Here is a 21,337-nt window from a genome sequence, read left to right as displayed (position 1 = left end):
CGCAGGGCCGCCCGACCCTTGCCCCACCCGCTCCGAGCGGGTCTGATGGGGCCATGAGCGACCCGACCACCGGCTCTCCGGGCCCGCACGAGGAGGAGCCGCACGAGCAGAGCTTCGCCTCGCGGCTCAACTGGCTGCGCGCGGGCGTGCTCGGGGCCAACGACGGCATCGTCTCCACCGCGGGCCTGGTGGTCGGCGTCGCCGGGGCCACCGAGGCCACCTCCGCCGTGCTGGTCGCCGGCGTCGCGGGGCTGGTCTCCGGCTCGATCAGCATGGCCGCCGGCGAGTACGTCTCGGTCAGCACCCAGCGCGACTCCGAGCTGGCCCTGCTCGAGAGGGAGCGGGCCGAGCTGCGCGACGACCCGGAGGCCGAGCTGTCCGAGCTGGCGGGGCTCTACGTCGCCCGGGGGGTCAGCGAGCGGGTCGCCCTGGAGGTGGCCAAGGAGCTCACCGAGCACGACGCCCTGGCCGCCCATGCGGAGGTCGAGCTGGGCATCGACTCCCAGGAGCAGACCAACCCCTGGCACGCCGCCTTGGCCTCGATGCTCTCGTTCACCCTCGGCGCCCTGCTGCCGTTGCTGGTGATCGTCTTCTCGCCGGTCGACCTGCGGGTCTACATCACCGCCGCGTCCGTGGCCGTGATGCTGGCCCTCACCGGCTGGGTCAGCGCCCGGCTCGGCGGCTCCCCGGCGGGGCGCGCGGTGGTCCGCAACGTCTGCGGCGGGGTCTTCGCCATGGTCGTCACCCACGTCGTGGGGCTGCTGATCGGCGGCCAGGTCTGAGCCCGTGCCCAAACTCGATAGGTTCGGTACGCTTTAACGCATGAGCCTGCCCACCCTGCCGCTGCCCGAGCTCGACGGAGCCGAGGTCGTCGTCGCCGCCCCGGGGTCCGGACCCGGCCACTGGGCCGGCGCGGCCACGGTCACCCTGGTCGACGACGCCTTCTGGCTGGCCTACCGGGTGCGCCGGCCGCTGAGCGCGGGCCGGGGCCTGTCCACGGTGGTGGCCACCTCGGCCGACGGCGTTCGCTTCCACACGGTGGCCCAGGTCTTCCGCGACGACCTCGGCGCCGAGTCGTTCGAGCGGCCGGTCGTGCTGCGCCGTCCCGACGGCGGCTGGCGCCTCTACCTCTCCTGCGCCACCCCCGGCTCCAAGCACTGGTGGATCGAGGCGCTGGACGCCGACACTCCGCAGGGCCTGCCCGCCGGCCGCCGCACGGTGGTGCTGCCCGGCGACGAGCGGGTGGCGGTCAAGGACCCGGTGATCCTCGAGCGCGACGGACGGTGGGAGATGTGGGTGTGCGAGCACCCGCTGACCGAGCCCGGCCAGGAGGACCGGATGAGCACCGCCTACCTGACCAGCGACGACGGCCTGGTCTGGCAGCGGCAGGGCACGGTGCTGGCACCGCGGCCCGGCGCCTGGGACGCCCGCGGCGCCCGCGTCACCGCCGTCCTCTCCCGGGAGCCGCTGACGGTGCTCTACGACGGCCGCGCCCGGGCCGAGGACAACTGGCACGAGACCACCGGGATCGCCCGGGCCGAGGACGGGGTCCTGGTCGCCGACGACTCCGTCCCCCCGCTGCGCTCGCCGCACTCCGACGGCGCGCTGCGCTACGCCTCGGCCGTCCCGCTGCCCGACGGCTCCACCCGGTTCTACGTCGAGGTCGCCCGCCCCGACGGGGCGCACGACCTGGTGACCTCGCTCAGCCGGCCCTGACCGCGCCGCTGCGACTGGAGAAGGTGCCGCCCTCGCGGTAGGCCCGCCAGTCGGCGAACGACTCGCCGGTCAGCTGCTCGAGCAGCGCGATGTCGGGCAGGTGCGGCTCCAGCAGGGAGGCCCGCTGCTCCGGGGTGAGCCGGGGGCGCGACTCGTCGCCCCCGCGGTGCAGCCGGGCGACCAGCGGGCGGCTCACGGTGCGCCAGACCTCCGGCGGGAGGAACTGCCCCACCGCCGCGCCGGCCCGGATCACCGGGGCCAGCGCACGCACCCGGGCACCGTCACGGACGAAGGGCCGCGAGTTGTCCCTCGGGATCGAGGCCACGTCGGCGGTGTCGACGCCGAGGAAGCGGAAGACCCGGTCGAGCGCCTGGGAGGGCTGGTCGACCAGCTCGCGGTAGCGCAGCAGCAGCAGCTGCTCGCGCGGGAAGTGGTCGAGCAGGTCGGCCAGCTGGCGGCCGTACATGCCCACGTTGCGGTAGTGCCAGAACGGCGCCCAGCCGGCGTCGATGCGCTGCTGCTCGCGTGCCACCGCCTCGAGGATGTCGCCGCGCGGCTCGAGGCCGTCGGTCCACAGGTGCATCCAGTTGGAGTAGGCGCGGTCGACCGGGTCGCGCAGCACCGCCACCAGCCTCGCGTCGGGCCGGTCCGCGGCGATCCGGCGGCGGGCGTCGCGGTTGTAGAGGTAGAACGGAGTGCTCTCGCCGGCCAGCACGCCCTCGGGCACGTCGCGGAAGAGGTCGAGGTAGCGCCGGCGCTGCCAGATCCACTCCCGGTTGCTGTGCGCGTCGCCCGGCCCCTTGTAGGCGGGAGGCGGCGAGTCGCCGCACATGTAGTACTTCGGCTCCTTGATCCGGCTCATGTGCAGCTGCGGGTGCTGGGCCAGCGCGGCGTGCAACGCGCTGGTGCCGGCCTTCGGGGCACCGATCAGGAAGAAGTCCGGGAGACGATCCGTCGCCATCCCAAAAGACTAGTGATCTAGGTGGGTTTGACAAGGGGCGTCCGTGCCCGGCGCGGGGCCGCCCGGCGACGACGTCCGGCCAGCGACCTCGCGGGCGGGTGGAGAAGTGCGCAGCGGACACCGCTGTCCCACACTGTGAGCAGCCGGACGGCAGAGGGCAGCGCCGGGCGCCTGAGCAGGAGGAGGTGGGTGATGAGGCTCTTCGTGGCCGTGGTGCCGCCGGCCGGGGCGGTGGAGGACCTCGACGACTTCCTCGAGGTCCGGCGCGACGCCGCGCCGTTCCGGTGGACCCTGGCAGACCAGCTCCACCTGACCCTGGCGTTCCTCCCCGAGGTCGCCGACCGGCACCTCGACGAGCTCGTGGAGCGGCTCGCCCGCGCCGCGAGCCGCCGCAGCCCCTTCCGCACCCGGATCGCCGGGGGCGGCGCCTTCCCCCACGCGGCGGGGGCCAAGGTGCTGTGGGCGGGCCTGGAGCTCGACGAGCCGGGCCGGCTCCAGCTGCGCCGGCTCGCCGAGGGCGCCCGCGCGGCGGCCTCCCGGACCGGGACCACCGTGGAGGGCCGGCGCTTCCGCCCGCACCTGACGGTGGCCAGGACGGGCCGCCCGACCGAGGTCACCCGCTGGGTGCGGCTGCTCGACTCCTACGCCGGACCGCAGTGGCCGGTCGACACCGTGTCGCTGGTCCGCTCGCACCTGGGCGAGGGGCCCCGCCGACGCCCGCGCTACGAGGTGCTCGCCGAGCTCCCGGTCGGGGTCCCCACGTCCTGACCGGGGCGCTCACCCGGGTCCTGCCCGGGTGCCGAGCGGAGGTGCTGGGCGGAGGACCGCCCAGCACCCGTCAGCGGACGCCGGCCTCCCGCGGCACCGAGCGCAGGATGTCCTCGACCCGCTCCTTGGCGTCGCCGAAGAGCATCCGGGTGTTCTCCTTGAAGAAGAGCGGGTTCTGGACGCCGGCGTAGCCGGTGGCCATGGAGCGCTTGAAGACGATGACCTCGCGGGCGTTCCACACCTCCAGCACGGGCATCCCGGCGATCGGGGAGTCCGGCTCCTCGACCGCGGCCGGGTTGACGGTGTCGTTGGCGCCGATCACCAGGACCACGTCGGTCTCGGGGAGGTCGTCGTTGATCTCGTCCATCTCGAGCACGATGTCGTAGGGCACCTTGGCCTCGGCGAGCAGCACGTTCATGTGACCGGGCAGCCGGCCGGCGACCGGGTGGATGCCGAAGCGCACCTCGACGCCCTTGGCGCGCAGCGCCGCGGTGAGCTCGGCGACCGGGTACTGCGCCTGCGCCACCGCCATGCCGTAGCCGGGGGTGATGACCACCGAGCTCGCGCCGGTGAGCAGCTCGGCGGTCTCCTCGGCGGTGATCTCGCGGTGCTCGCCGTAGTCGCGGTCCGCGCCGGCCGAGCCGCCGTCGGACCCGAAGCCGCCGGCGATGACGGAGATGAACGAGCGGTTCATCGCCTTGCACATGATGTAGCTCAGGATCGCACCCGAGGAGCCCACCAGGGAGCCGGTGATGATCAGCAGGTCGTTGCTCAGCATGAAGCCCGCCGCGGCCGCCGCCCAGCCCGAGTAGGAGTTCAGCATCGAGACCACGACCGGCATGTCGCCGCCACCGATGGCCGCCACCAGGTGGAAGCCCAGGACCAGCGCCAGGACCGTCATGATCACCAGCGGGACCACCCCGACCTCGACGTCGCCGGTGAGGGTCTCCTGCGACGACATGAACCAGACCATCAGGCCCAGCGAGACCAGCAGGATCGCGCCGTTGAGCAGGTGACGGCCGGGCAGCGTCAGCGGCGAGGACTTCATCTTCGCGCTCAGCTTGAGGTTGGCCACGATCGAGCCGGTGAAGGTGACCGCGCCGATGAAGACGCCGAGGAAGACCTCGACCGCGTGGACCTTGTCGCCGGTGCCGTGCTCGAAGAACGAGTTGAAGCCGACCAGCACGGCGGCCAGGCCGACGAAGCTGTGCAGCAGCGCGATCAGCTCGGGCATCCCGGTCATCTCGACCGTGCGCGCCCGCCAGGCGCCGATGGCACCGCCGATCAGCATCGGGACGGCGATCAGCACCAGGGTGATCGGCAGGTCGCGGTAGCCGGCGTACTGGGACTGGCGGGCGGCGAGCAGCACCGTGGCGACCAGCGCCAGGCCCATGCCGGCCATCCCGGCCTGGTTGCCGCGCATGGCGGTCTCGTGCTTGGAGAGACCGGCCAGCGCGGCGATGAAGAGCACGCCGGCGATGATGTAGAGGCCCTGGACCAGGCCCACCAGCTCCGAGGACGTCAGGAAGTCGTTCATGGCTCAGTCCTTCCGGAACATCTCGAGCATGCGGAGGGTGACCAGGAAGCCACCGAAGATGTTGATGCTCGCCACCAGCACGGCCACCACGGCCAGTGCGGAGACCAGCAGGCTCTCGGAGCCCACCTGCAGGATGCCGCCGACCACGATGATCCCGGAGATCGCGTTGGTCTCGCTCATCAGCGGGGTGTGCAGCGCGTGCGCCACGTTGGAGATCACGTAGTAGCCGACGAAGACGGCCAGCGCGAAGACGGTGAAGTGGTTGAGGAACGCCCCCGGCGAGACCGTGGCGAGCGCCGCGAAGGCGACCGCGCCCAGGGCGGCGGCGAAGACCTTGCGGCGGGGGTCCGGCGGCGGCTTCGGCGCCTTCGGCTCCACCGGGGCGGCGGGCGCGGCGGCCGGGGCGGCGGAGACCTGGACCGGCGGCGGCGGCCACATCGACTCGCCGTCGCGGACCACGGTGATGCCACGCTGGACGACGTCGTCCATGTCGAGGACGAGCTCGCCGTCCTTGCCGGGGGTGAGCAGCTTGAAGAGGTTGACGATGTTGGTGCCGTAGAGCTGGCTGGTCTGCGCGGCCAGCCGCCCGGCCAGGTCGGTGTAGCCCAGGATCGTGACCAGGTTGTCGGTCACGATCTTCTCGTCCTTGACCGTGACCTCGCAGTTGCCGCCGTTGGCGGCCGCCATGTCGACGATCACCGAGCCCGGCTTCATCTGGCTCACCGTCTCGGCGCTGATCAGCCGCGGCGCCGGACGCCCCGGGATCAGGGCGGTGGTGATGACGATGTCGGCGGCGCGCGCCTCCTCGTCGTACATCACCGCGGTCGCCTTCTCCTGCTCCGCGGTCATCTCACGCGCATAGCCGTCGGAGGAGACCTCCGCCTCCATGTCGACGGTGACGAACTCCGCGCCCATCGACTGCACCTGCTCGGCGACCTCGGGGCGGACGTCGAAGGCGCGGACGATCGCGCCCATCGCGCCGGCGGCCCCGATCGCGGCCAGGCCCGCCACCCCGGCACCGACCACGAAGACCCGCGCCGGCGGCACCTTGCCCGCCGCGGTCACCTGGCCGGTGAACTGGCGGCCGAAGGAGTGCGCGGCCTCCACCACGGCGCGGTAGCCCGCGACGTTGGCCATCGAGGAGAGCACGTCCATCGACTGGGCGCGCGAGATGCGCGGCACCGCGTCCATCGCCAGCCCGGTCACGCCGGCCGCCTGCAGCTGCTCGAGGAGCTCGGGGCTCCGCGCCGGCGCCATCAGCGAGACCACGCATCCGCCGCGGCGCATCCTGGCGATCTCGTCGGCGGTCGGGGCGTTGACCTTGACCACCACGTCGCTGGACCAGACCTCGGCCGAGTCGGTCACCCGGATGCCGGCCTCGGCGTACGACTCGTCGCGCAGGTCGGCCGCCTGCCCGGCGCCGGACTCCACCACGACCTCGTAGCCGAGCGCGGTGAGCTGCTCCGCCGTTTTGGCCGTGGCCGCGACGAGGGTCTCTCCGTCGCGTGACTCACGAGGGATACCGATCCGCACGAGTTCCTCCTAGTTGTGGGCGGGGTCACCGTACATCGGGTGCTGCGCGGGGCTGTCGTCGTCCACTCGTCGGGACCTCGGAACAGCACGGCACCTCCGGAAAGGACAAGGGCCGCGGCACCCGTGGGTGCCGCGGCCCGTGGCCGTCACGTCGCGCTGGACGCGCGGGGGTCAGACGTAGTCGTCCTCCCGGGTTCCCGCACGCAGGTGGGGACGGTCGAGCTTCTCGCCCTCCACGTCGACGTTGGGGAGGATCCGGTCCAGCCACTTCGGGATCCACCACGCCTTCTCGCCCATCATGTAGAGCAGCGCCGGGATCAGCACCAGCCGGACGATGAAGGCGTCGAAGACGATCGCCGCGGCGAGCGCGAAGCCCATGGACTTGATGATCGGCTCGGTCTGCAGGATGAAGGCGGCGAAGACGGCGATCATGATCGCCGCGGCGGCCGTCACCACCCGCGCGCTGTTGCGGAAGCCGTCGACCACCGCGTCGCGGGTCGACATGCCGTGCACGTGCGCCTCCCGCATCCGGGTCACCAGGAAGACCTGGTAGTCCATCGCGAGGCCGAAGACCATGCCGATCAGGATGATCGGCATGAAGGAGACGATCGGCTGCCCTTCGATGATGCCGAACGTGCCCTTCTGGAAGACCATCACCGTGGCGCCCAGGGTGGCCAGCACCGAGAGCAGGAAGCCCAGGGTGGCGGTCAGCGGGACCAGGATCGAGCGGAAGACCAGGACCAGCAGGATGAACGCCAGCCCGATCACGACCGCCAGGTAGACCGGCAGCGCATCACTGAGCCGGTCCGAGACGTCGGTGGTGATCGCGGTCAGGCCGGTGACGCCGGTGGTGGCGCCGGTCTCCTCCTCGATCTCGGGCTGGCCCTCGCGCAGCGCGTCGAGCAGCTCGGTGGTCTCCTCCTCGTCCGGCCCGGTGGTGGGGGTGACCAGCACCTGGGCACCGGTTCCCTCCTCGTTGGCCATGACGACCTGGGCGTTGGCGACGCCGTCCATCTCTGCCGCCCAGCCGGCGACCGCGCCGAAGGCCTGGCCGCGCTCCTCCTCGGGCAGGTCGCGGGCGTCCACGACGACCACGAGCGGACCCTCGCGGCCGGCGCCGAAGGCCTCAGCGGTCAGGTCGGTGGCCTGCCGCTGGGTGGTGGAGGTCGGCTTGGTGCCGTCGGTCGGGAAGGCCAGGTGCATGTCCTTGATCGGGAAGGCCAGCGCGCCCAGGACCACCACGACGAGCAGCGCGAAGGCGGCCGGCGCCTTGCCCAGCAGCCGGGCCCAGCGGACGCCGTTGTTGATGACGTGGCCGTCGGCCTCGCGCTTGGGGTTGTGCTTGATCACCTGGCCGCCGAAGGCCTTGGACTTGAGCACGCCCAGGAACGCCGGCAGCAGGGTGAGCGCGGCGAGCACGGCCAGCGCCACGCCCGAGGCGGCCGCGAAGCCCATCGAGGCGAGGAACGGGATGTCGACGACGACCAGCGCGGCGAGCGCGATGATCACGGTGAGGCCGGCGAAGACCACCGCGGAGCCGGCGGTGCCGACAGCGACGCCGACGGCCTCCTGCCGGTCGTCGGTGTGGTGCAGCTCGCTGCGGTAGCGGGCCAGGATGAAGAGCGTGTAGTCGATGCCGACCGCGAGGCCGATCATGGTGGCCAGCAGCGGGGTGGTGGAGCCGATGTCGGTGAACGCCGTCATGCCGATGATGCCGATGTTGGTCAGCCCCACGGCGACCAGGGCGATCAGGATCGGCATGCCCGCCGCGACCAGCGAGCCGAAGGTGATGAGCAGGACCAGGAGCGCCACCGCGACGCCGATCGCCTCGGAGGTCAGGCCGAGCTCGGTGATGGCGCTGGTGCCGGAGCCGTTGATCTCCAGGCGCAGGCCGCTGGAGTCCTCGACGTCGGCCATGAGCTCCTCGAGCTGCTCGATGGAGGTGCCCTCCACCTCGGTGGACGCCTCGACGTCCCACTCGAAGCTGACGATGCCGGTGGTCTTGTCCTCCGAGAGCGGGGAGAGCACCTGGGCGTTCTCGCGCGCCACGTCGAGCGGCATGCCGCTCTCCTTGGCCGCGTCGAGGACCATCTTCTGCTGGCCGGCGGCCGCGGTGGCCGGGTCGACCAGCTGCAGCTCCTCGGCCGGAGGCGTCTGGGGCAGGTCGGGGATGCCGGCGAGCAGCTCCTCGAGCGCCTCGACGTTCTCCGGGTCCTCCAGGGTCGTGCCCTCGGGCGCGACGGCGACGATGTTGACCGTCGCCTCGGCGAACGGGTCCTCGGCGTTGGGGAAGAGCTCCTGCTGGAGGTCCGAGGCCTTCTCCGAGGGGATGCCCGGGATGGTCAGCGCGTCGTTCATCGGCTTGGACTGGGTGGTCGCGAAGCCGCCGATCGCCAGGAACGCGATCAGCCACGCGAGCAGGAAGAACGGCCAGCGACGGTAGGCCGTCTTGCCGAGTCGGTAGAGCAGGGTTGCCATCTGGGTCAGATCTCCTGAGGAGGTGGGCGGGAACTTCGGTCTGCGGGAACTGCGTCGTACGTCGTGCGGGCCGGGGCCTAGGCGAGCAGCTCTCGGGCGGTGTCCAGGGCCTCGGCGAAGAGGTCGGGCAGGGGGCGGTCGTCGTGCTCCACGGCCAGGCTCTCCAGGCAGCTGTCGAAGAGGGCGACCATCAGCCGGACCAGCATCCGGGCCCGCTGGTCGCCGAACTCCTGCCCCTCGCGGGCGAGGATGTGCTCGACCAGCGTCCCGGCGACCGCCTCGAACCGCTGGTGCACGGCGACGAGCAGCCGCGGCACCTCGGTGAGCACCTGGCGCTGGAGCCGCAGGTCGCGCTCGTGGAACATGTTCTCCGCGAGCACCGCCCGGGCCAGGACCTTGCAGTCCTCCATCAGGTCGCCGGTCGGCCCGCCGGCCCGGAACTCGGCGAAGAGCTCCGGTCCGAGCGCGGGTGCAGGCCCGAGCACGGCGTCCAGCTTGGCGGGGTAGTAGTTGAACAAGGTGCGTCGGGAGACCTCGCTGGCGGCGGCGAGATCCTCCATCGTCCAGCCCTCGAGGCCGCGGTCGCAGGTGAGCCGCAGCGCCTCGCGCATGATCCGGCGGCTGGTCTCCTGGCGCTTCGCCTCGCGCGAGCCCGTCGCGGGCGCGCTCGGCGCCGGCTCGGACGCCGCGCGCTCGGGCGTTGCACTCTCGGACATGGAGTGCATTCTTGCACTCCGGTGGTTGAAGTGCAGGATTACGGCGACATCGCGCCGGTCACAGGGGGCGCGGGTTGCACCTCGGCGCCGGAGGCCCCCGGCCAGTCCCGGGGTCGCGGCACGGTCCGCACCGACGCGGTGAGCGTGGGGATCAGCGCCGCCAGGACCGTCAGCGCGAGCAGCACCAGCACGGCGCTGGTGCCACCGAGGGCCTCCAGCAGCCATCCGCCGAGCAGCGGGGCGACCGGAATGGTGACGAAGGAGAGGAACTGCGAGGAGGAGGCGAGCCGGCCCTGGAGCTCGTCGGGGGTGATGGCCACCCGGTAGGACTGGCTCGCGGCGTTGCCGGCGGGGTTGAGCAGCAGCCCGACGCACAGCACGGGACCGGCCACCCAGGGCGAGGACCAGAAGGCCAGCGGCACCAGCAGCGGCACCCAGATCCAGGCGGCCGCGACGGTGAGATGCCCCGTGCGCACCCGGTCGACCAGGAACGGCGCGACGAGTGCGCCCACCACTCCCCCGGCGCCGGCGAACGCCTCGACCAGGCCGATCGTGGTGGACGGCACCCCGGCCTGGGCCAGCCGGAGCACGGCGACGAAGAGGACCGCGTTGACCACCAGGTTGAAGGCCGCGGAGAAGGCAGCGCTGGCGCGGAAGTAGGACCGGGCCAGCAGGTAGCGCAGCCCCTCGACCAGCTCGCGCCCCGGCGTGCCGCGCACCCGGTCGGTCGGGGAGAGGTCTGCCTGCACCCGGGAGACGCTGACCAGGGAGACCGCGAAGGTGGCGGCGTCCACCAGGAACGGCAGCGGCCTGGCCACGGCGTACAGGGCACCGCCGAGCGGCCCGCCGAGCAGCGAGGCGACGTGGTGGCGCGCCTGGTTCTGGCTGATCGCGGTCGGGAGCTCGGCGCGGGTCACCACGCTGCGGACGGCCGAGAGCTCGGTCGGCATGTAGATCCCCGCGACCGCCCCGGAGCCCAGCGCCGCCAGCACCAGGTGGGTCAGGGTCAGCGAGCCGAGCAGCCCTGCGATCCCGAGCGAGGCGCTGAGCACCAGCCCGACCGCGCTCGCCGCCAGCAGCACCCGGCGGCGGTCCAGCTGGTCGGCGACCACCCCGGCGGGCAGCAGGGCGAGCGCGATGCCGAGGCTGTACGCCGCGACCGGGACCGCGGCGTGCAGCGCCGAGCCGGTGAGGGCGTAGCCGATCAGCGGCAGGACGAAGAGGGTCGAGACGGTGCCGAGCTGGCTCACGGCCTCGCCGACCCACAGGCGGGTGAAGTCGCGGTTGCGGGCGAGGGAGCGGTAGCCGGTCACGGTCCGACGGTAGATGCGCACGACATGTTGCGCAACTAGTCTTGCGCAATATCTGTGGCGGGTAGTCTGCCGGCCATGGCCTACGTGCACGACCCGACGGTGCTGCGCGCCCTCGCCCACCCGGTCCGCAACCGGATCCTGGGCGAGCTCTCAGCCCAGGGACCGCTGCGGGCCGCCGACCTCTCCCGCGAGCTGGGCATCCCGGCCAACCAGGCCTCCTTCCACCTGCGCCAGCTCGCCAAGTACGGACTGGTCGAGGAGGCTCCGGACGAGGGCCGGGACCGTCGCGACCGCGTCTGGCGCCGGGTGCGGGAGGAGAGTCTCGACTTCGACCTGCGCGAGCTGGAGAAGCAGCCCGGCGGCCCGGCCGCCGCGGCCGTCTTCCGCTCCCAGGCCGCCGCTTGGGCGCACACCCTGGTCGACGCGGCGCACACCGGCGGCCCGCAGGACGGGGCGCACCGGGCGGTCACCGAGCAGTCCCTGCGACTCACCGAGGACGAGGCGCTCGCTCTCACCCGCGAGCTGAGCGACCTGCTGCAGGAGTGGGGTCACCGGACCCGTGGCCGGGACGCGTCCCGGCGCACCTACGTGTTCCTCTCGATGCTCCAGCCGCACCCCGGCTCGCCGGACCCGGCGGACCCGGCGGACCCGCCGGCCTCTGGGGCGAGGGCTCCGGGTGAGGGCTCCGGGTGAGGGCTCCGACGTGGGGGCTCCGACGTGGGGGCTCCGGCGTGAGGCTCAGTCGGCCAGGCCGTAGAGCCGGTCGCCCGCGTCGCCGAGCCCGGGCACGATGTAGCCCTTCTCGTTGAGCCGCTCGTCCATCGCCGCAGTCACCACCGCGACCGGCACCTCGAGGTCGGCCAGCTCCTGCTCGAGCCGCTCGCAGCCTTCCGGTGCCACCAGCAGGCACAGGGCGGTGATGTCGTCGGCGCCTCGGTCGGTGAGGAACCTGACCGCGGCGGCCAGGGTGCCGCCGGTGGCCAGCATCGGGTCGAGCACGTAGCACTGGCGGCCCGAGAGGTCGTCGGGCAGGCGCTCGGCGTACGTCGCGACCTCGAGCGTCTCCTCGTTGCGCGCCATCCCGAGGAAGCCGACCTCCGCAGTCGGCAGCAGCCGCATCATCCCCTCGAGCATGCCCAGCCCGGCGCGCAGGATCGGCACGACCAGCGGGCGCGGCGTGGCCATCTTGACCCCGGTGGTCGGCGAGACCGGCGTGTGGATCTCGACCGTTCCCACCCGGACGTCGCGGGTCGCCTCGTAGGCGAGCAGGGTGACCAGCTCGTCGGTGAGACGACGGAACGTCGGGGAGTCCGTGTCCTGGTCGCGCAGAGCGGTGAGCTTGTGGGCCACGAGCGGGTGGTCGACGACCTGGATGCGCATGCTGCCGACTTTAGTCGAGGCGCTCGCCCCGACGTGTCCCGGCGGGCCCGCACGGGCCGCGGGGGTTGGCCGGGTCCTGCTTCCGTGCCACGCTTGGACCTCGGACAAGGTCCACCAGGCGCGTGGGAAGGGGTCGACCATGGCACTGGCCCCGGAGCAGGCCGACGACATCGACTTCGCCCTGGCCGCCTACCGCCAGGAGGGGTCCTGGCAGGTCGCCCCGCTCGCGGAGACCTCGTGCGCCTCGGTCGAGGCGATGGCCCAGGGCCTGCGCCGGCTGCCCGGCGACGCCGGGGCGATCGGCATGGTCTCGATCGACGAGGACTTCTTCGTGATGGTGCGGGCGCACGGCACGGTGGCCCGGGTGCTGCTCAGCGACGTCAGCGCCGCGATCGAGTGGGAGCTGGCCAGCTCCGCGGTGGAGTTCCTGGGGCTGATCCCCGAGGACGACGAGGATCCGCAGCCGGCCGGCGACCTCGACCTGGTCGGCGACCTGGGGATGCCCGCGACCGACATGCGCGTGCTGCTCGACGACGCCGAGCTCTACCCTGACGAGATGCTCTCCGAGATCGCCGGCCGCCTGGGCTTCGGCCCCGAGTTCGACGCCACCGTCGGGCTCAGGTCCGCCTGAACGCGTGCAGACCTCCAGGTGGGAGGAGGCCATGCGCCTCGCCCTCGACCTCGCCGCTGGGGCGTCGGCGTCGACCGACGTGCCGGTCGGCGCGGTCGTGCTCGGCGAGGACGGCGAGGTGCTCGGCGCCGGGCGCAACGTGCGGGAGGCCGAGGCCGACCCGACCGGCCACGCCGAGGTGGTCGCGCTGCGCGAGGCCGCCCGCGCCCGCGGCGAGTGGCGGCTCGACGGCTGCACCCTGGTGGTCACCCTGGAGCCGTGCACCATGTGCGCGGGCGCGGCGGTGCTCGCCCGCGTCGACCGCGTCGTCTTCGGCGCGTTCGACGAGAAGGCCGGGGCGGTGGGCAGCCTGTGGGACGTCGTCCGGGACCGGCGCCTCAACCACCGCCCCGAGGTGGTGGCCGGGGTGCTGGCCGCGGAGTCGACCGCCCTGCTGGACGGCTTCTTCCGCGGCCGGCGGCTCACTCCCGGTTCTGGATGATCCCGCTGGTGCTCGGCTGGTAGGGGTTGAGGCCCTTGTCGATGGCGTACTGGCGCAGGTAGCCGTCGCGACCCAGGACGTTGATCCGCTCCTGGATCTTCTGCGCCTCCGCCTTCTCGACCTGGACCTGGGCCTGGGCCGCCTTCACCTGGGCGTCGGCCTCGGCCTCCTTGGCCTTGGCCTTGGCGACCGCCTCCTGCTGGGCGGTCAGCGCCGCCTTCACCGACTCCGGCGGGACCGGCTTCTGCAGGGTGATGGAGAAGTTGGTGAAGAACTCCTCGTCGCCGTCGATCTGCCGGCCGACCAGGTCGGGGAGCTGGTCCAGCACGTCGCGCTCCCACTGGGCCTTGACGTTGGGGTCCATGTAGAGGTCGGTGTAGGTGTAGTTCTGGCTGGCCCGGTCGACGGCGGTCTCCAGCGGCTTGGAGAGGTAGACCGAGAGCATGGAGAGCCAGCCGTGCGACCCGTTGCCGTCGGAGGAGTCCATGTAGGCGCTGTAGCGGTTGCCGATCAGGTCGTGGAAGCGGCGCAGCGTCTGGCACTCGGTGTTGAGCATGAACGACGCGACCCCGTCGACGCTCATCTCGATGCCGTCCTTGGTCACGAAGGTCATGCCCTCACGGTCGCCGCCGGCGCCGAAGACGTAGTTGCGCTGCGACGACGGGTAGGAGAAGTGCTTGTCGCCGGGGCCGTGCCAGGCCCGCGAGGAGGTGCCGACGCAGTCGCCGAACCGGGTCGGGGTGAAGGCGCCGCCGGTGTAGTGCAGGGCCACCTGGTCGGGCCCGGTCGAGACCGTGGTGGGGCGGACGAAGACCAGCGTCACGAGGAGCGCCAGCACCAGGACGGCGACCGCCGTGCCGACCTTGGCGACGCCGCGGCCGCGGCGTCCGGACATCTGTGGGACGGATGGGTTCTCGGGCATGCGGATGTTCCCCCTGTGGTCTGTGGCAGCGCTGGCCGGGCTGCGCCGGCTGCGTGACGTGCTCCCCCGGGACGTCCGGGACGGGCACATCATGCCGAAGGCGGGATCAGCCCAGCTCGTTGGTCCGCACGGTGTCGATCACGATGGCGGCCAGGTCGGGCTCGGCGGCCCGGTGCTCGCGGGCCAGGGCCAGCACGTCGTCGAGGGCCGACTCGAGCTGGTGGACCGCCGAGTCCGGCCCGAGGCCCCGGGTGCGCTCGATCAGGACGCCGGCCAGCGCCGGCGAGATCTCGTCGTGGTGGTAGGCCAGGTCGGTGACCTGCCGGACCCGGCCCAGGGCGGCGGCGTGGCGCCCGGACTCCCTGCGCTGCCCGGCGAGCAGCACCAGGGCCATCGCCACGAGGGCGGACACCACGACGACGAGGAGCAGGAGCCGGAGGATCACGCCCCGCAGCCTAGCCAGCGCCGGCGTCCGGGCGCGGTCGCCGTGTCGTGGCCGACTGACTAGCCTGCTCGGGTGCCGCCCCGTCTTCACCGCCTCGCCCTGCTCTGCTGCGCCGCCCTGCTCCTGGTCACCGGCTGCACCGCCGGGGACGGCGGGGGCGGGCCGAGCGGCGAGGGGCCCGCGACGCCGTCGCTGGCGCCGTCCAAGGACGCCGCCCCGGACGCGCCCAACATCGTGCTGATCACCTCCGACGACCAGACCGCCGTCGAGCTGGAGTGGATGCCGCGGACCAGGCGTCTCCTGGGCCGCGCCGGCGTCACCTTCGACGACATGGTCGCGCCGCACCCCAACTGCTGCCCGGCGCGGGCCCAGATCCTGTCGGGCCAGTACGCCCACAACAACGGCGTGCGGACCAACTCGCCGCCCTGGGGCGGCCACGAGGGCTTCGACCCGGCGACTGCGCTGCCGGTCTGGCTCCAGCGGGCCGGGTACGCGACCGGCTTCGTCGGCAAGTACATGCACGGCTACGACGACCAGGACGGGATCGAGCCCGGCTGGGACCGGTGGCGGCCGATCATCGGCGTGCTCTCCAACTACCGCAACTTCCTCCAGTACGACGACGGCGAGCTGGTGCGGTTCGGGCCCGACGACTACCACACCGACACCGTGGCGCAGCAGTCGCGCGAGATGGTCGGCGACTTCGCGGCCGCCGGCAAGCCGTTCTTCCTCTGGTCTAGCTTCATCGCCCCGCACGGCACCTGCGAGGGCTACACCAAGAAGGACTGCTCGGGGCCGCCGCCGGCCGCCGACCGGCACACCGACATCCTGGGCGACGTCGCGCTGCCGTCGCTGGAGTCCCCGGCGTTCAACGAGGACGACGTCTCCGACAAGCCCAAGCACAGCCAGGGCGGCAAGGTCGTCCCGGCCGGGCAGCAGGAGCTGTTCACCCAGCGCATCCGCACCCTGGCCGCCCTCGACGAGGGGGTAGCCGGGATCGTCGGCGCGCTCGAGGAGGCGGGCGAGCTCGACAACACGGTCGTGATGTTCACCTCCGACAACGGCTACCTCTTCGGGGAGCACCGGCTGGTCGGCAAGAACGTGCCCTACGAGGGGGCGCTGCGGGTGCCGCTGGTGATGCGCGGGCCGGGCATCCCCGCCGGGGAGCGCCGCTCCCAGACGGTGGCGATGGTCGACTTCGCCCCCACCATCGCCGAGCTCGCCGACGCCACCCCGGCGCGGGAGATGGACGGTGCCAGCATGCTCCCCTACGCGGTGGCCGACGAGCCGCAGGACGACCGGGCGCTGCTGCTCCAGGCCGGGTCCTCGGGCGAGGTGAGGGCGAGGGCCTGGAAGTACCGCGCGGTCCGCACCGACCGCTACACCCTGGCGCGCTGGAAGGTCCCGCGGTTCTGGGAGCTCTACGACCGCGAGACGGACCCGGCTCAGCTCACCAACGTCTACGACGACCCGCGCTACGCCGGGGTCCGGGAGGTCCTCGAGCCGTTCCTGATGGAGTCGCTGGCCGACTGCCGCGGCGACGCGTGCCGGGTCGACGTCCCCGACCTGCCGGAGCCCGGCCTCTAGGCTGCCCGGGTGCCCATCCCGGACTTCGTCGTCGCCCTCCGCGCCCTGGTGGGCGACCTGCCGCTGTGGTTGCCCGGGGTGACCGCGGTGATCACCCGGGGCGAGGAGGTCCTGCTCGTCCGTCGCAGCGACAACGGGCAGTGGGCGCCCGTCACCGGGATCATCGACCCGCAGGAGGAGCCTGCGGTCTGCGCGCGCCGCGAAGCCCTCGAGGAGACCGGCGTCGAGATCCGGGTGGACCGGCTCGCCTCGACCTCGGTGCTTCCGAGCGTGGTGCACGCGAACGGCGACCGCGCGTCGTACCTCGACCTGACCTTCGCCTGCACCTGGCTCGCCGGGGAGGCGCACGTGGCCGACGACGAGTCGGTCGACGTCCGCTGGTGGCCGGTCGACGCGCTGCCCGAGATGGCCCCTCACATGCGGGCCCGGATCGACGCCGCCCTGTCCGACGAGGACCGCGCGCGCTTCCTCGCGTGAACCACGCGGGACCACACACGGACCCGGGAGGCGATTTCGGCGCCGCCCACGAGGTCCGGTAGCCTCTCCCGCGGTGGCGTGTCCGAGCGGCCGAAGGTGCAACACTCGAAATGTTGTGTGGGGTCAAACCCACCGTGGGTTCAAATCCCACCGCCACCGCCAGGGGTCCTGACGAAACTCAGGACCCGATAGTGACGAAACCCCACCGAGAATTGGTTCTCGGTGGGGTTTCGTGCGTCACCAGACTCTTCCGCGCTTCGTGGGCACGTGCGTGCTGCCCATCGTCGGCGCCGCGTCGGCTGGACGGGCTTGCGTGGGGTGTCCGGGCAGCACTGTGAGCCCGTCAGCGCATGGCTGACGGGCTCGGTGTGGGGCTACTGGGGCTGGACTCTGTCGGTGGGGGCCGGCTCAGTGTTGAGGAGGCCCGTTTTCTGCGGGCAGGTTGCCTGCTTCGTCTACTTCGACGAACCCGTAGGCAGCGACGTCCAATGTGGTCAGAGGGTCGCGGACGTCCCCTCAGGTTTGGCGATGGGGAGCCGGGCTGCGGCGGAAGAGGCCGGAAAAGTGTGGGACGAGTTCCCGAAACTGTGTGGAAGCCACTGAACCCACCCCCGATCTCAAGCCCTTGACCTGCGGCGATGGAGTTCCGTCACCACCCCAGGGATGGGGTCCTGACGAAACTCAGGACCCGATAGTGACGAAACCCCACCGAGAATTGGTTCTCGGTGGGGTTTCGTGGTCGAGTGAGGCTGGCTGCGAAGCCGCTGCCCAGATCCACGCTCCAGAGGACCGGTCCCCGCCCTCCTGGCCGAGGATGGTTGCGTTGGACTCCTGGCCGAGAACTGTCTATGCTTAGCGAAGCAAGACTTCGGCTCCTTGCTTAGGCTCGTGAGCGAGGTTGGCCCCCGGTGTAGCTACGGCAGCCGGGGGTTGCTTCTTTTCTACTCCAGTTCGATGACCTGCGTGAGGTCCTGGATCTGGGAGAAGAGATCGGACTTCCCCATCACCCGCTTCTGCCTGTAGGCACTGCATGCCAGGTCCGGGAGCCACAGGAGATGCTCGGAGCCAGGCGAGGCGTGGATCATCTGAAGCTTTGAGCTGATCGCCTGCTGTGCGATGAGGGCCTTCCGGATGGAACGGTCCCAGTTGTTCTTGCGAGCCTCCCGCTGTTCCTCGGTGATGACCAGCCGAACTGGTTCATGAGAGCCAGCATCCGGCGAGTCCACCGCGGTGAGGAGTCGTCGAAGGACTGCCTCGCGAGCCTCGAATCCCTCCTTGTCGTGCGCAGCGACCTCGATCTTGTCGACGATGACGCAAGTCTCGTCAGGCACGCGAAAGGTGCCGAGCAACTCGCGCGCCCGTTCGCGCCCGCCGTGCTGTTGGAGCGCGTCCGTGGTGTGCCACCAGCCGTCCGGAACGAGTTCGTCGAGCTCATTGCGAAGCGGGTCGAGGTCGCCGGGCAGGACCACCACGGCTGCCATCACGTAGAAGCGCTGCCTTCCCGGCTGCAATGAGTACGTCTCGTCGAGGTAGGCAACTGGGCTATCGGGAACTCGCTCGTAGTGGGACTTCAGAACGACTCGCTGTCCCGGACCTGCGGGTGGTGCCATCACGCCCTCTGGATGGTTGCGCAGCACCTTGTGGCCGCCTGACGTACTTGTCTCAACGGGCGGAGCCTACTCCGAGCACGCCGGGAGTTTGGCCGCAGCAGTCGCGACATGCGTCGGAGCGACGGTGCGTCAGGTCGCGGAGTCGTCGCCGTGGCGAGGGCGGTTGGAGAGAAAGTGTGGGACGGGTTCCCGAATTTGTGTGGAAGGCCCAAGGCTCACCCGCCTTGGCGACGCCCTGACCTGCGACTAGGGAGTTTCGTCACCTCCCCGCCAGCGGACCATGACAGGTGCATGGCCCACGAGATCCCGCCCGGGGCTGCCCCGGGCGGGATCTGTCGTCCTGCGCTCATTGCTCGACCCAGGACCGAGCGCCCGCCTGTCGCAGGCCCGGCGCCTGCTCAGCGCAGGGTGACGTACCAGCCCGCCGCCCGCCGCCCGGCCAGGACCGCCTTCTCCCACCAGACGCCGATCGCGAGGAGCAGGGCACCGGAGCCGAGGAGCAGCAGCCAGCCGGAGACGTAGGCCAGCAACGGCCCGCCCTGGGTGAGCGCGACCAGGACCAGCACGGCCCCGCCGACGCTCACCGGCGCCCGCCACTGCCGGGCCAGCCCGATGACGAGCACCGCGACGGCCACCAGGCAGACCAGCGTCAGGCGCAGTGCCTCGCCCCGGTCGATACCGACCGCGACGCTCGGCAGCAGGGCGACGACCAGGGCGGGAGCCATCGTGACCGCGGTCGGCGCTCCGGGGGTCCGACGCCACTGGACGAGGCCCACGACGGCCAGCAGCGCGGCCAGCGGGAGGGTGTAGGCCTCCACCGCCGGCACGCCCGCGTTGCGCTCCAGCTCCCAGATCCCGCCGGAGACCAGGAGCGCCGCCAGGTAGGCCAGCGGCAGCCGGCCCCGGCTGGCGGCGTGGGCCCCGGTACAGGCGCCCACCACGACCAGGCAGGCCGCCCGCACCCCCGGCGGGAGGTCGAGGCTCTGGACCAGCGCGGTCCCGGCGTACGCCGCGGCCAGCACCAGCGCCAGCGCCTCGAGCAGGTCGTGGTCGCGCGACGGCGGCAGCGAGCGGGCGTACGAGGCCACCAGGATGCTCAGGGCGCAGGCGACCAGGGCGACCACCACCAGGGCCGTCGGCGGCGAGTCGCGGAAGGCCACGGCCAGTGTGACCAGCACCGCGAGCTGGGCCATGACCGACCACACCAGCGCCCGGGTCAGGGCGATCCCGGCGGCGGCCGCCAGCGTCCACGCGAGCGCCGGGACCACCGGCAGCCACCCGGGTGCCGGGTGGCCGATCTCCCCCTGGCCCACCGCCAGCAGGTCGACCGCCGCGCCGTCGGTGAGTCGCAGGGTCGTCCAGGTGAGCACCGGCAGCAGGATCCAGCCGACCGCCCCGACCGCGCCGACGGTCGAGGGGCGTCCCCGCCGCAGCGCGAGCTCCGCGACCAGCGACGCGGCCAGCACCAAGGAGAACGCGACCACCACCCAGCGGTCGGCGTCGGCGAGGAGCACCGCGCCCGCCGGCAGGGCGGTGACGACGGCGACCTCGGCCAGCCGGCTGCCGGCCGCCCCGAGCCAGTGGCCCCGCCGGGCCGCCAGGACCGCCAGGCTCGCGAGCGGGACGGCGAGGAGCACCGCCACGGCCGCGTAGCGCGTCGCCGGGCCGGTCTCCGGGTCGAGCCCGACCTCGAGCCCGGCCGCCAGGTGGACGAGGTAGGCGCCGACCGCGACGAGGACCGGCGGCACCAGGGACCAGGGCACGCCCCTTCTCGGGGCGCCGGCCGGCGGGACAGCGGGGGCGCCGGCCTGGGGGACGGGAGGCGGGACGTGCGGGGCCCATCCCAGGCGCCGGGGCAGGGGCAGGGCCGGGCGGTCCAGCCTGAGCGCCACCACGGCCCCGGCCACGCAGAGGACCGCAAGGAGGAGGCTCAGCACCGAGAGTCCGAGCGGGCCCTGGGCGAGGGCGGCGACCGCGGCGGCGCCGGCCCCGCTGGCGAAGGCGGACGCCGCGGGACGGAGCACGACCACCGGTCGCAGCGGCCCGTCGGCCCGCCCGCGCGGCAGCAGCCGGTCGACGCCGAGCAGCAGCCCGGCACCCAGCAGCCCGGCACCGGCCCAGTAGCCGCTCTCGGACAGGCCGCCGAGGCCGCCCAGGTCCAGCCGGTAGGCGCCCTCGAGGTCGAGGAGGAGCAGCCCGGTGGTGATCACCGCGAAGGTCTCGGCCGCGGCCGGCAGCCGGCGCCGCGTCGTCTCGACGGTGGCCAGCGCGGCCGCCGCGGTGAGCGCCACCATCATCGCCGCCTGGCCGGCCGGGCCCACCACGACCCAGACCACCACCAGGAAGAAGGAGGCCCCGGAGAGCAGCAGCAGCGCGCCGAGGCCGAGCAGCACCTGCTGGCCGGAGAGCTGCCGCCGGGGAGCCGGGCGCGGCGCCGGGTACGGAGGCTGCGCCGGGTACGGAGCTGGGCCGGCGTACGGGGGCTGCGCCGGGTACGGAGGCTGCGCCGGGTACGGGGGCCGCGCCGGGTACGGAGCTGGGCCGGCGTGCGGCGCCTGCGCCGCCGGAGTCGGGGCCGGGGGCTGGCCGGCCGGACCGCGCAGCTGCCTGAGCAGGTGGTCGGCCTCCGCGCGGAGCGCCGAGATCTGCTGGGTGACCTGCCACAACCGGGCGGCCTCGGGGCCGACGAGCCGGAGCCGGCAGCGCGGGCACTCCGTGGCGGCCGGTGGCAGCGGGGCACCGCACTGGGGGCACGGGACGGCGGGTGGTGGAGTGCTCACGCGCA

General features: G+C 72.6%; 19 protein-coding genes and 1 tRNA gene. 9 read left to right on the top strand and 11 right to left on the bottom strand.

Features of this window, described 5'->3' with window-relative positions; all coding sequences use genetic code 11:
- Positions 1-53: 53 nt before the first annotated feature.
- Both AC4BG9_RS18080 and AC4BG9_RS18075 read left to right on the top strand, forming a co-directional pair.
- Positions 54-782, top strand: coding sequence for a VIT1/CCC1 transporter family protein (locus AC4BG9_RS18080; protein WP_490572513.1), 729 nt, complete (start codon positions 54-56; stop codon positions 780-782).
- A 40-nt stretch (positions 783-822) separates the two neighbouring features.
- Complete coding sequence (locus AC4BG9_RS18075) at positions 823-1,716, top strand: glycoside hydrolase family protein (RefSeq protein WP_490572512.1); 894 nt, start codon at positions 823-825, stop codon at positions 1,714-1,716.
- Here AC4BG9_RS18075 and AC4BG9_RS18070 read toward each other — a convergent pair.
- The gene (locus AC4BG9_RS18070) at positions 1,703-2,677 is read right to left on the bottom strand and encodes a sulfotransferase family protein (RefSeq protein ID WP_490572511.1); all 975 of its coding nucleotides are present in this window, start codon (positions 2,675-2,677) and stop codon (positions 1,703-1,705) included. The two genes, AC4BG9_RS18075 and AC4BG9_RS18070, sit on opposite strands and share 14 nt — an antisense overlap.
- A 192-nt stretch (positions 2,678-2,869) precedes the next feature.
- On the opposite strand from AC4BG9_RS18070, the gene thpR reads away from it, so the two are divergent.
- Positions 2,870-3,445 carry an RNA 2',3'-cyclic phosphodiesterase gene (gene thpR, locus AC4BG9_RS18065; protein WP_490572510.1) on the top strand — a complete coding sequence of 192 codons (576 nt, stop codon included), beginning with the start codon at positions 2,870-2,872 and terminating at the stop codon, positions 3,443-3,445.
- A 70-nt stretch (positions 3,446-3,515) separates the two neighbouring features.
- Here thpR and pntB read toward each other — a convergent pair whose 3' ends face one another.
- The 5 genes from pntB to AC4BG9_RS18040 form a co-directional block, all read right to left on the bottom strand.
- Positions 3,516-4,982: a Re/Si-specific NAD(P)(+) transhydrogenase subunit beta gene (gene pntB, locus AC4BG9_RS18060; protein ID WP_490572509.1), complete on the bottom strand. Its 1,467-nt coding sequence runs from the start codon at positions 4,980-4,982 to the stop codon at positions 3,516-3,518.
- Between the two features lie 3 nt (positions 4,983-4,985).
- Positions 4,986-6,515 carry a Re/Si-specific NAD(P)(+) transhydrogenase subunit alpha gene (locus AC4BG9_RS18055; protein ID WP_490572508.1) on the bottom strand — a complete coding sequence of 510 codons (1,530 nt, stop codon included), beginning with the start codon at positions 6,513-6,515 and terminating at the stop codon, positions 4,986-4,988.
- Positions 6,516-6,686: 171 nt separating this feature from the next.
- Complete coding sequence (locus tag AC4BG9_RS18050; protein ID WP_490572507.1) at positions 6,687-8,993, bottom strand: MMPL family transporter; 2,307 nt, start codon at positions 8,991-8,993, stop codon at positions 6,687-6,689.
- A gap of 77 nt (positions 8,994-9,070) precedes the next feature.
- Complete coding sequence (locus tag AC4BG9_RS18045; protein ID WP_490572506.1) at positions 9,071-9,709, bottom strand: TetR/AcrR family transcriptional regulator; 639 nt, start codon at positions 9,707-9,709, stop codon at positions 9,071-9,073.
- A gap of 38 nt (positions 9,710-9,747) precedes the next feature.
- Positions 9,748-11,022, bottom strand: coding sequence for an MFS transporter (locus tag AC4BG9_RS18040; RefSeq protein ID WP_490572505.1), 1,275 nt, complete (start codon positions 11,020-11,022; stop codon positions 9,748-9,750).
- Positions 11,023-11,097: 75 nt separating this feature from the next.
- On the opposite strand from AC4BG9_RS18040, the gene AC4BG9_RS18035 reads away from it, so the two are divergent.
- On the top strand, positions 11,098-11,715 hold the full coding sequence (locus tag AC4BG9_RS18035) for a winged helix-turn-helix domain-containing protein (protein WP_490572504.1): 618 nt from the start codon (positions 11,098-11,100) through the stop codon (positions 11,713-11,715).
- Between the two features lie 45 nt (positions 11,716-11,760).
- Here AC4BG9_RS18035 and upp read toward each other — a convergent pair whose 3' ends face one another.
- Complete coding sequence (gene upp / locus AC4BG9_RS18030; RefSeq protein ID WP_490572503.1) at positions 11,761-12,402, bottom strand: uracil phosphoribosyltransferase; 642 nt, start codon at positions 12,400-12,402, stop codon at positions 11,761-11,763.
- Between the two features lie 139 nt (positions 12,403-12,541).
- Here upp and AC4BG9_RS18025 point away from each other — a divergent pair, with 139 nt between their 5' ends.
- Both AC4BG9_RS18025 and AC4BG9_RS18020 read left to right on the top strand, forming a co-directional pair.
- Entirely contained in the window at positions 12,542-13,033 is a 492-nt protein-coding gene (locus tag AC4BG9_RS18025) for a tRNA adenosine deaminase-associated protein (protein WP_490572502.1), read from the top strand.
- 31 nt (positions 13,034-13,064) lie between these two features.
- Positions 13,065-13,514 carry a nucleoside deaminase gene (locus tag AC4BG9_RS18020; protein WP_490572537.1) on the top strand — a complete coding sequence of 150 codons (450 nt, stop codon included), beginning with the start codon at positions 13,065-13,067 and terminating at the stop codon, positions 13,512-13,514.
- Here the strand turns inward: AC4BG9_RS18020 and AC4BG9_RS18015 are convergent.
- Together AC4BG9_RS18015 and AC4BG9_RS18010 are read right to left on the bottom strand one after the other, a co-directional pair.
- A complete protein-coding gene (locus AC4BG9_RS18015; RefSeq protein WP_490572501.1) occupies positions 13,495-14,436 on the bottom strand; it encodes an SPFH domain-containing protein in 942 nt (313 codons plus the stop codon). The genes AC4BG9_RS18020 and AC4BG9_RS18015 overlap by 20 nt on opposite strands.
- A 106-nt stretch (positions 14,437-14,542) precedes the next feature.
- On the bottom strand, positions 14,543-14,881 hold the full coding sequence (locus tag AC4BG9_RS18010; protein ID WP_490572500.1) for a hypothetical protein: 339 nt from the start codon (positions 14,879-14,881) through the stop codon (positions 14,543-14,545).
- Between the two features lie 72 nt (positions 14,882-14,953).
- On the opposite strand from AC4BG9_RS18010, the gene AC4BG9_RS18005 reads away from it, so the two are divergent.
- The 3 genes from AC4BG9_RS18005 to AC4BG9_RS17995 all read left to right on the top strand — a co-directional run bounded on the left by AC4BG9_RS18005 (position 14,954) and on the right by AC4BG9_RS17995 (position 17,104).
- Positions 14,954-16,465, top strand: a complete 1,512-nt coding sequence (locus AC4BG9_RS18005) for a sulfatase family protein (RefSeq protein ID WP_490572499.1) — start codon at positions 14,954-14,956, stop codon at positions 16,463-16,465.
- Between the two features lie 9 nt (positions 16,466-16,474).
- Positions 16,475-16,942 (top strand): NUDIX hydrolase, encoded by a 468-nt coding sequence (locus tag AC4BG9_RS18000; protein ID WP_490572498.1) that lies wholly within the window; start codon positions 16,475-16,477, stop codon positions 16,940-16,942.
- A gap of 72 nt (positions 16,943-17,014) precedes the next feature.
- Positions 17,015-17,104 (top strand) — tRNA-Ser (locus tag AC4BG9_RS17995).
- 779 nt (positions 17,105-17,883) lie between these two features.
- On the opposite strand, the gene AC4BG9_RS17990 is transcribed toward AC4BG9_RS17995, so the two are convergent.
- Both AC4BG9_RS17990 and AC4BG9_RS17985 read right to left on the bottom strand, forming a co-directional pair.
- Positions 17,884-18,579, bottom strand: a complete 696-nt coding sequence (locus tag AC4BG9_RS17990; RefSeq protein WP_490572497.1) for a hypothetical protein — start codon at positions 18,577-18,579, stop codon at positions 17,884-17,886.
- A gap of 371 nt (positions 18,580-18,950) precedes the next feature.
- Entirely contained in the window at positions 18,951-21,332 is a 2,382-nt protein-coding gene (locus tag AC4BG9_RS17985) for an SCO7613 C-terminal domain-containing membrane protein (RefSeq protein ID WP_490572496.1), read from the bottom strand.
- Between the last annotated feature and the right edge of the window lie 5 nt (positions 21,333-21,337).

Source organism: Nocardioides sp. Z40_12 (assembly GCF_058215795.1).
The sequence above is the reverse complement of the archived record's forward strand: the minus strand, read 5'-3'. Positions and strand labels throughout refer to the sequence as shown.

Bases quoted from the DNA above. Each gene is read 5' to 3' on its own strand.
- AC4BG9_RS18080 (WP_490572513.1), top strand. From the start codon at position 54: ATGAGCGACCCGACCACCGGCTCTCCGGGCCCGCACGAGGAGGAGCCG.
- AC4BG9_RS18075 (WP_490572512.1), top strand. From the start codon at position 823: ATGAGCCTGCCCACCCTGCCGCTGCCCGAGCTCGACGGAGCCGAGGTC.
- AC4BG9_RS18070 (WP_490572511.1), bottom strand. From the start codon at position 2,677: ATGGCGACGGATCGTCTCCCGGACTTCTTCCTGATCGGTGCCCCGAAG.
- thpR (WP_490572510.1), top strand. From the start codon at position 2,870: ATGAGGCTCTTCGTGGCCGTGGTGCCGCCGGCCGGGGCGGTGGAGGAC.
- pntB (WP_490572509.1), bottom strand. From the start codon at position 4,982: ATGAACGACTTCCTGACGTCCTCGGAGCTGGTGGGCCTGGTCCAGGGC.
- AC4BG9_RS18050 (WP_490572507.1), bottom strand. From the start codon at position 8,993: ATGGCAACCCTGCTCTACCGACTCGGCAAGACGGCCTACCGTCGCTGG.
- AC4BG9_RS18045 (WP_490572506.1), bottom strand. From the start codon at position 9,709: ATGTCCGAGAGTGCAACGCCCGAGCGCGCGGCGTCCGAGCCGGCGCCG.
- AC4BG9_RS18035 (WP_490572504.1), top strand. From the start codon at position 11,098: ATGGCCTACGTGCACGACCCGACGGTGCTGCGCGCCCTCGCCCACCCG.
- upp (WP_490572503.1), bottom strand. From the start codon at position 12,402: ATGCGCATCCAGGTCGTCGACCACCCGCTCGTGGCCCACAAGCTCACC.
- AC4BG9_RS18025 (WP_490572502.1), top strand. From the start codon at position 12,542: ATGGCACTGGCCCCGGAGCAGGCCGACGACATCGACTTCGCCCTGGCC.
- AC4BG9_RS18020 (WP_490572537.1), top strand. From the start codon at position 13,065: ATGCGCCTCGCCCTCGACCTCGCCGCTGGGGCGTCGGCGTCGACCGAC.
- AC4BG9_RS18015 (WP_490572501.1), bottom strand. From the start codon at position 14,436: ATGCCCGAGAACCCATCCGTCCCACAGATGTCCGGACGCCGCGGCCGC.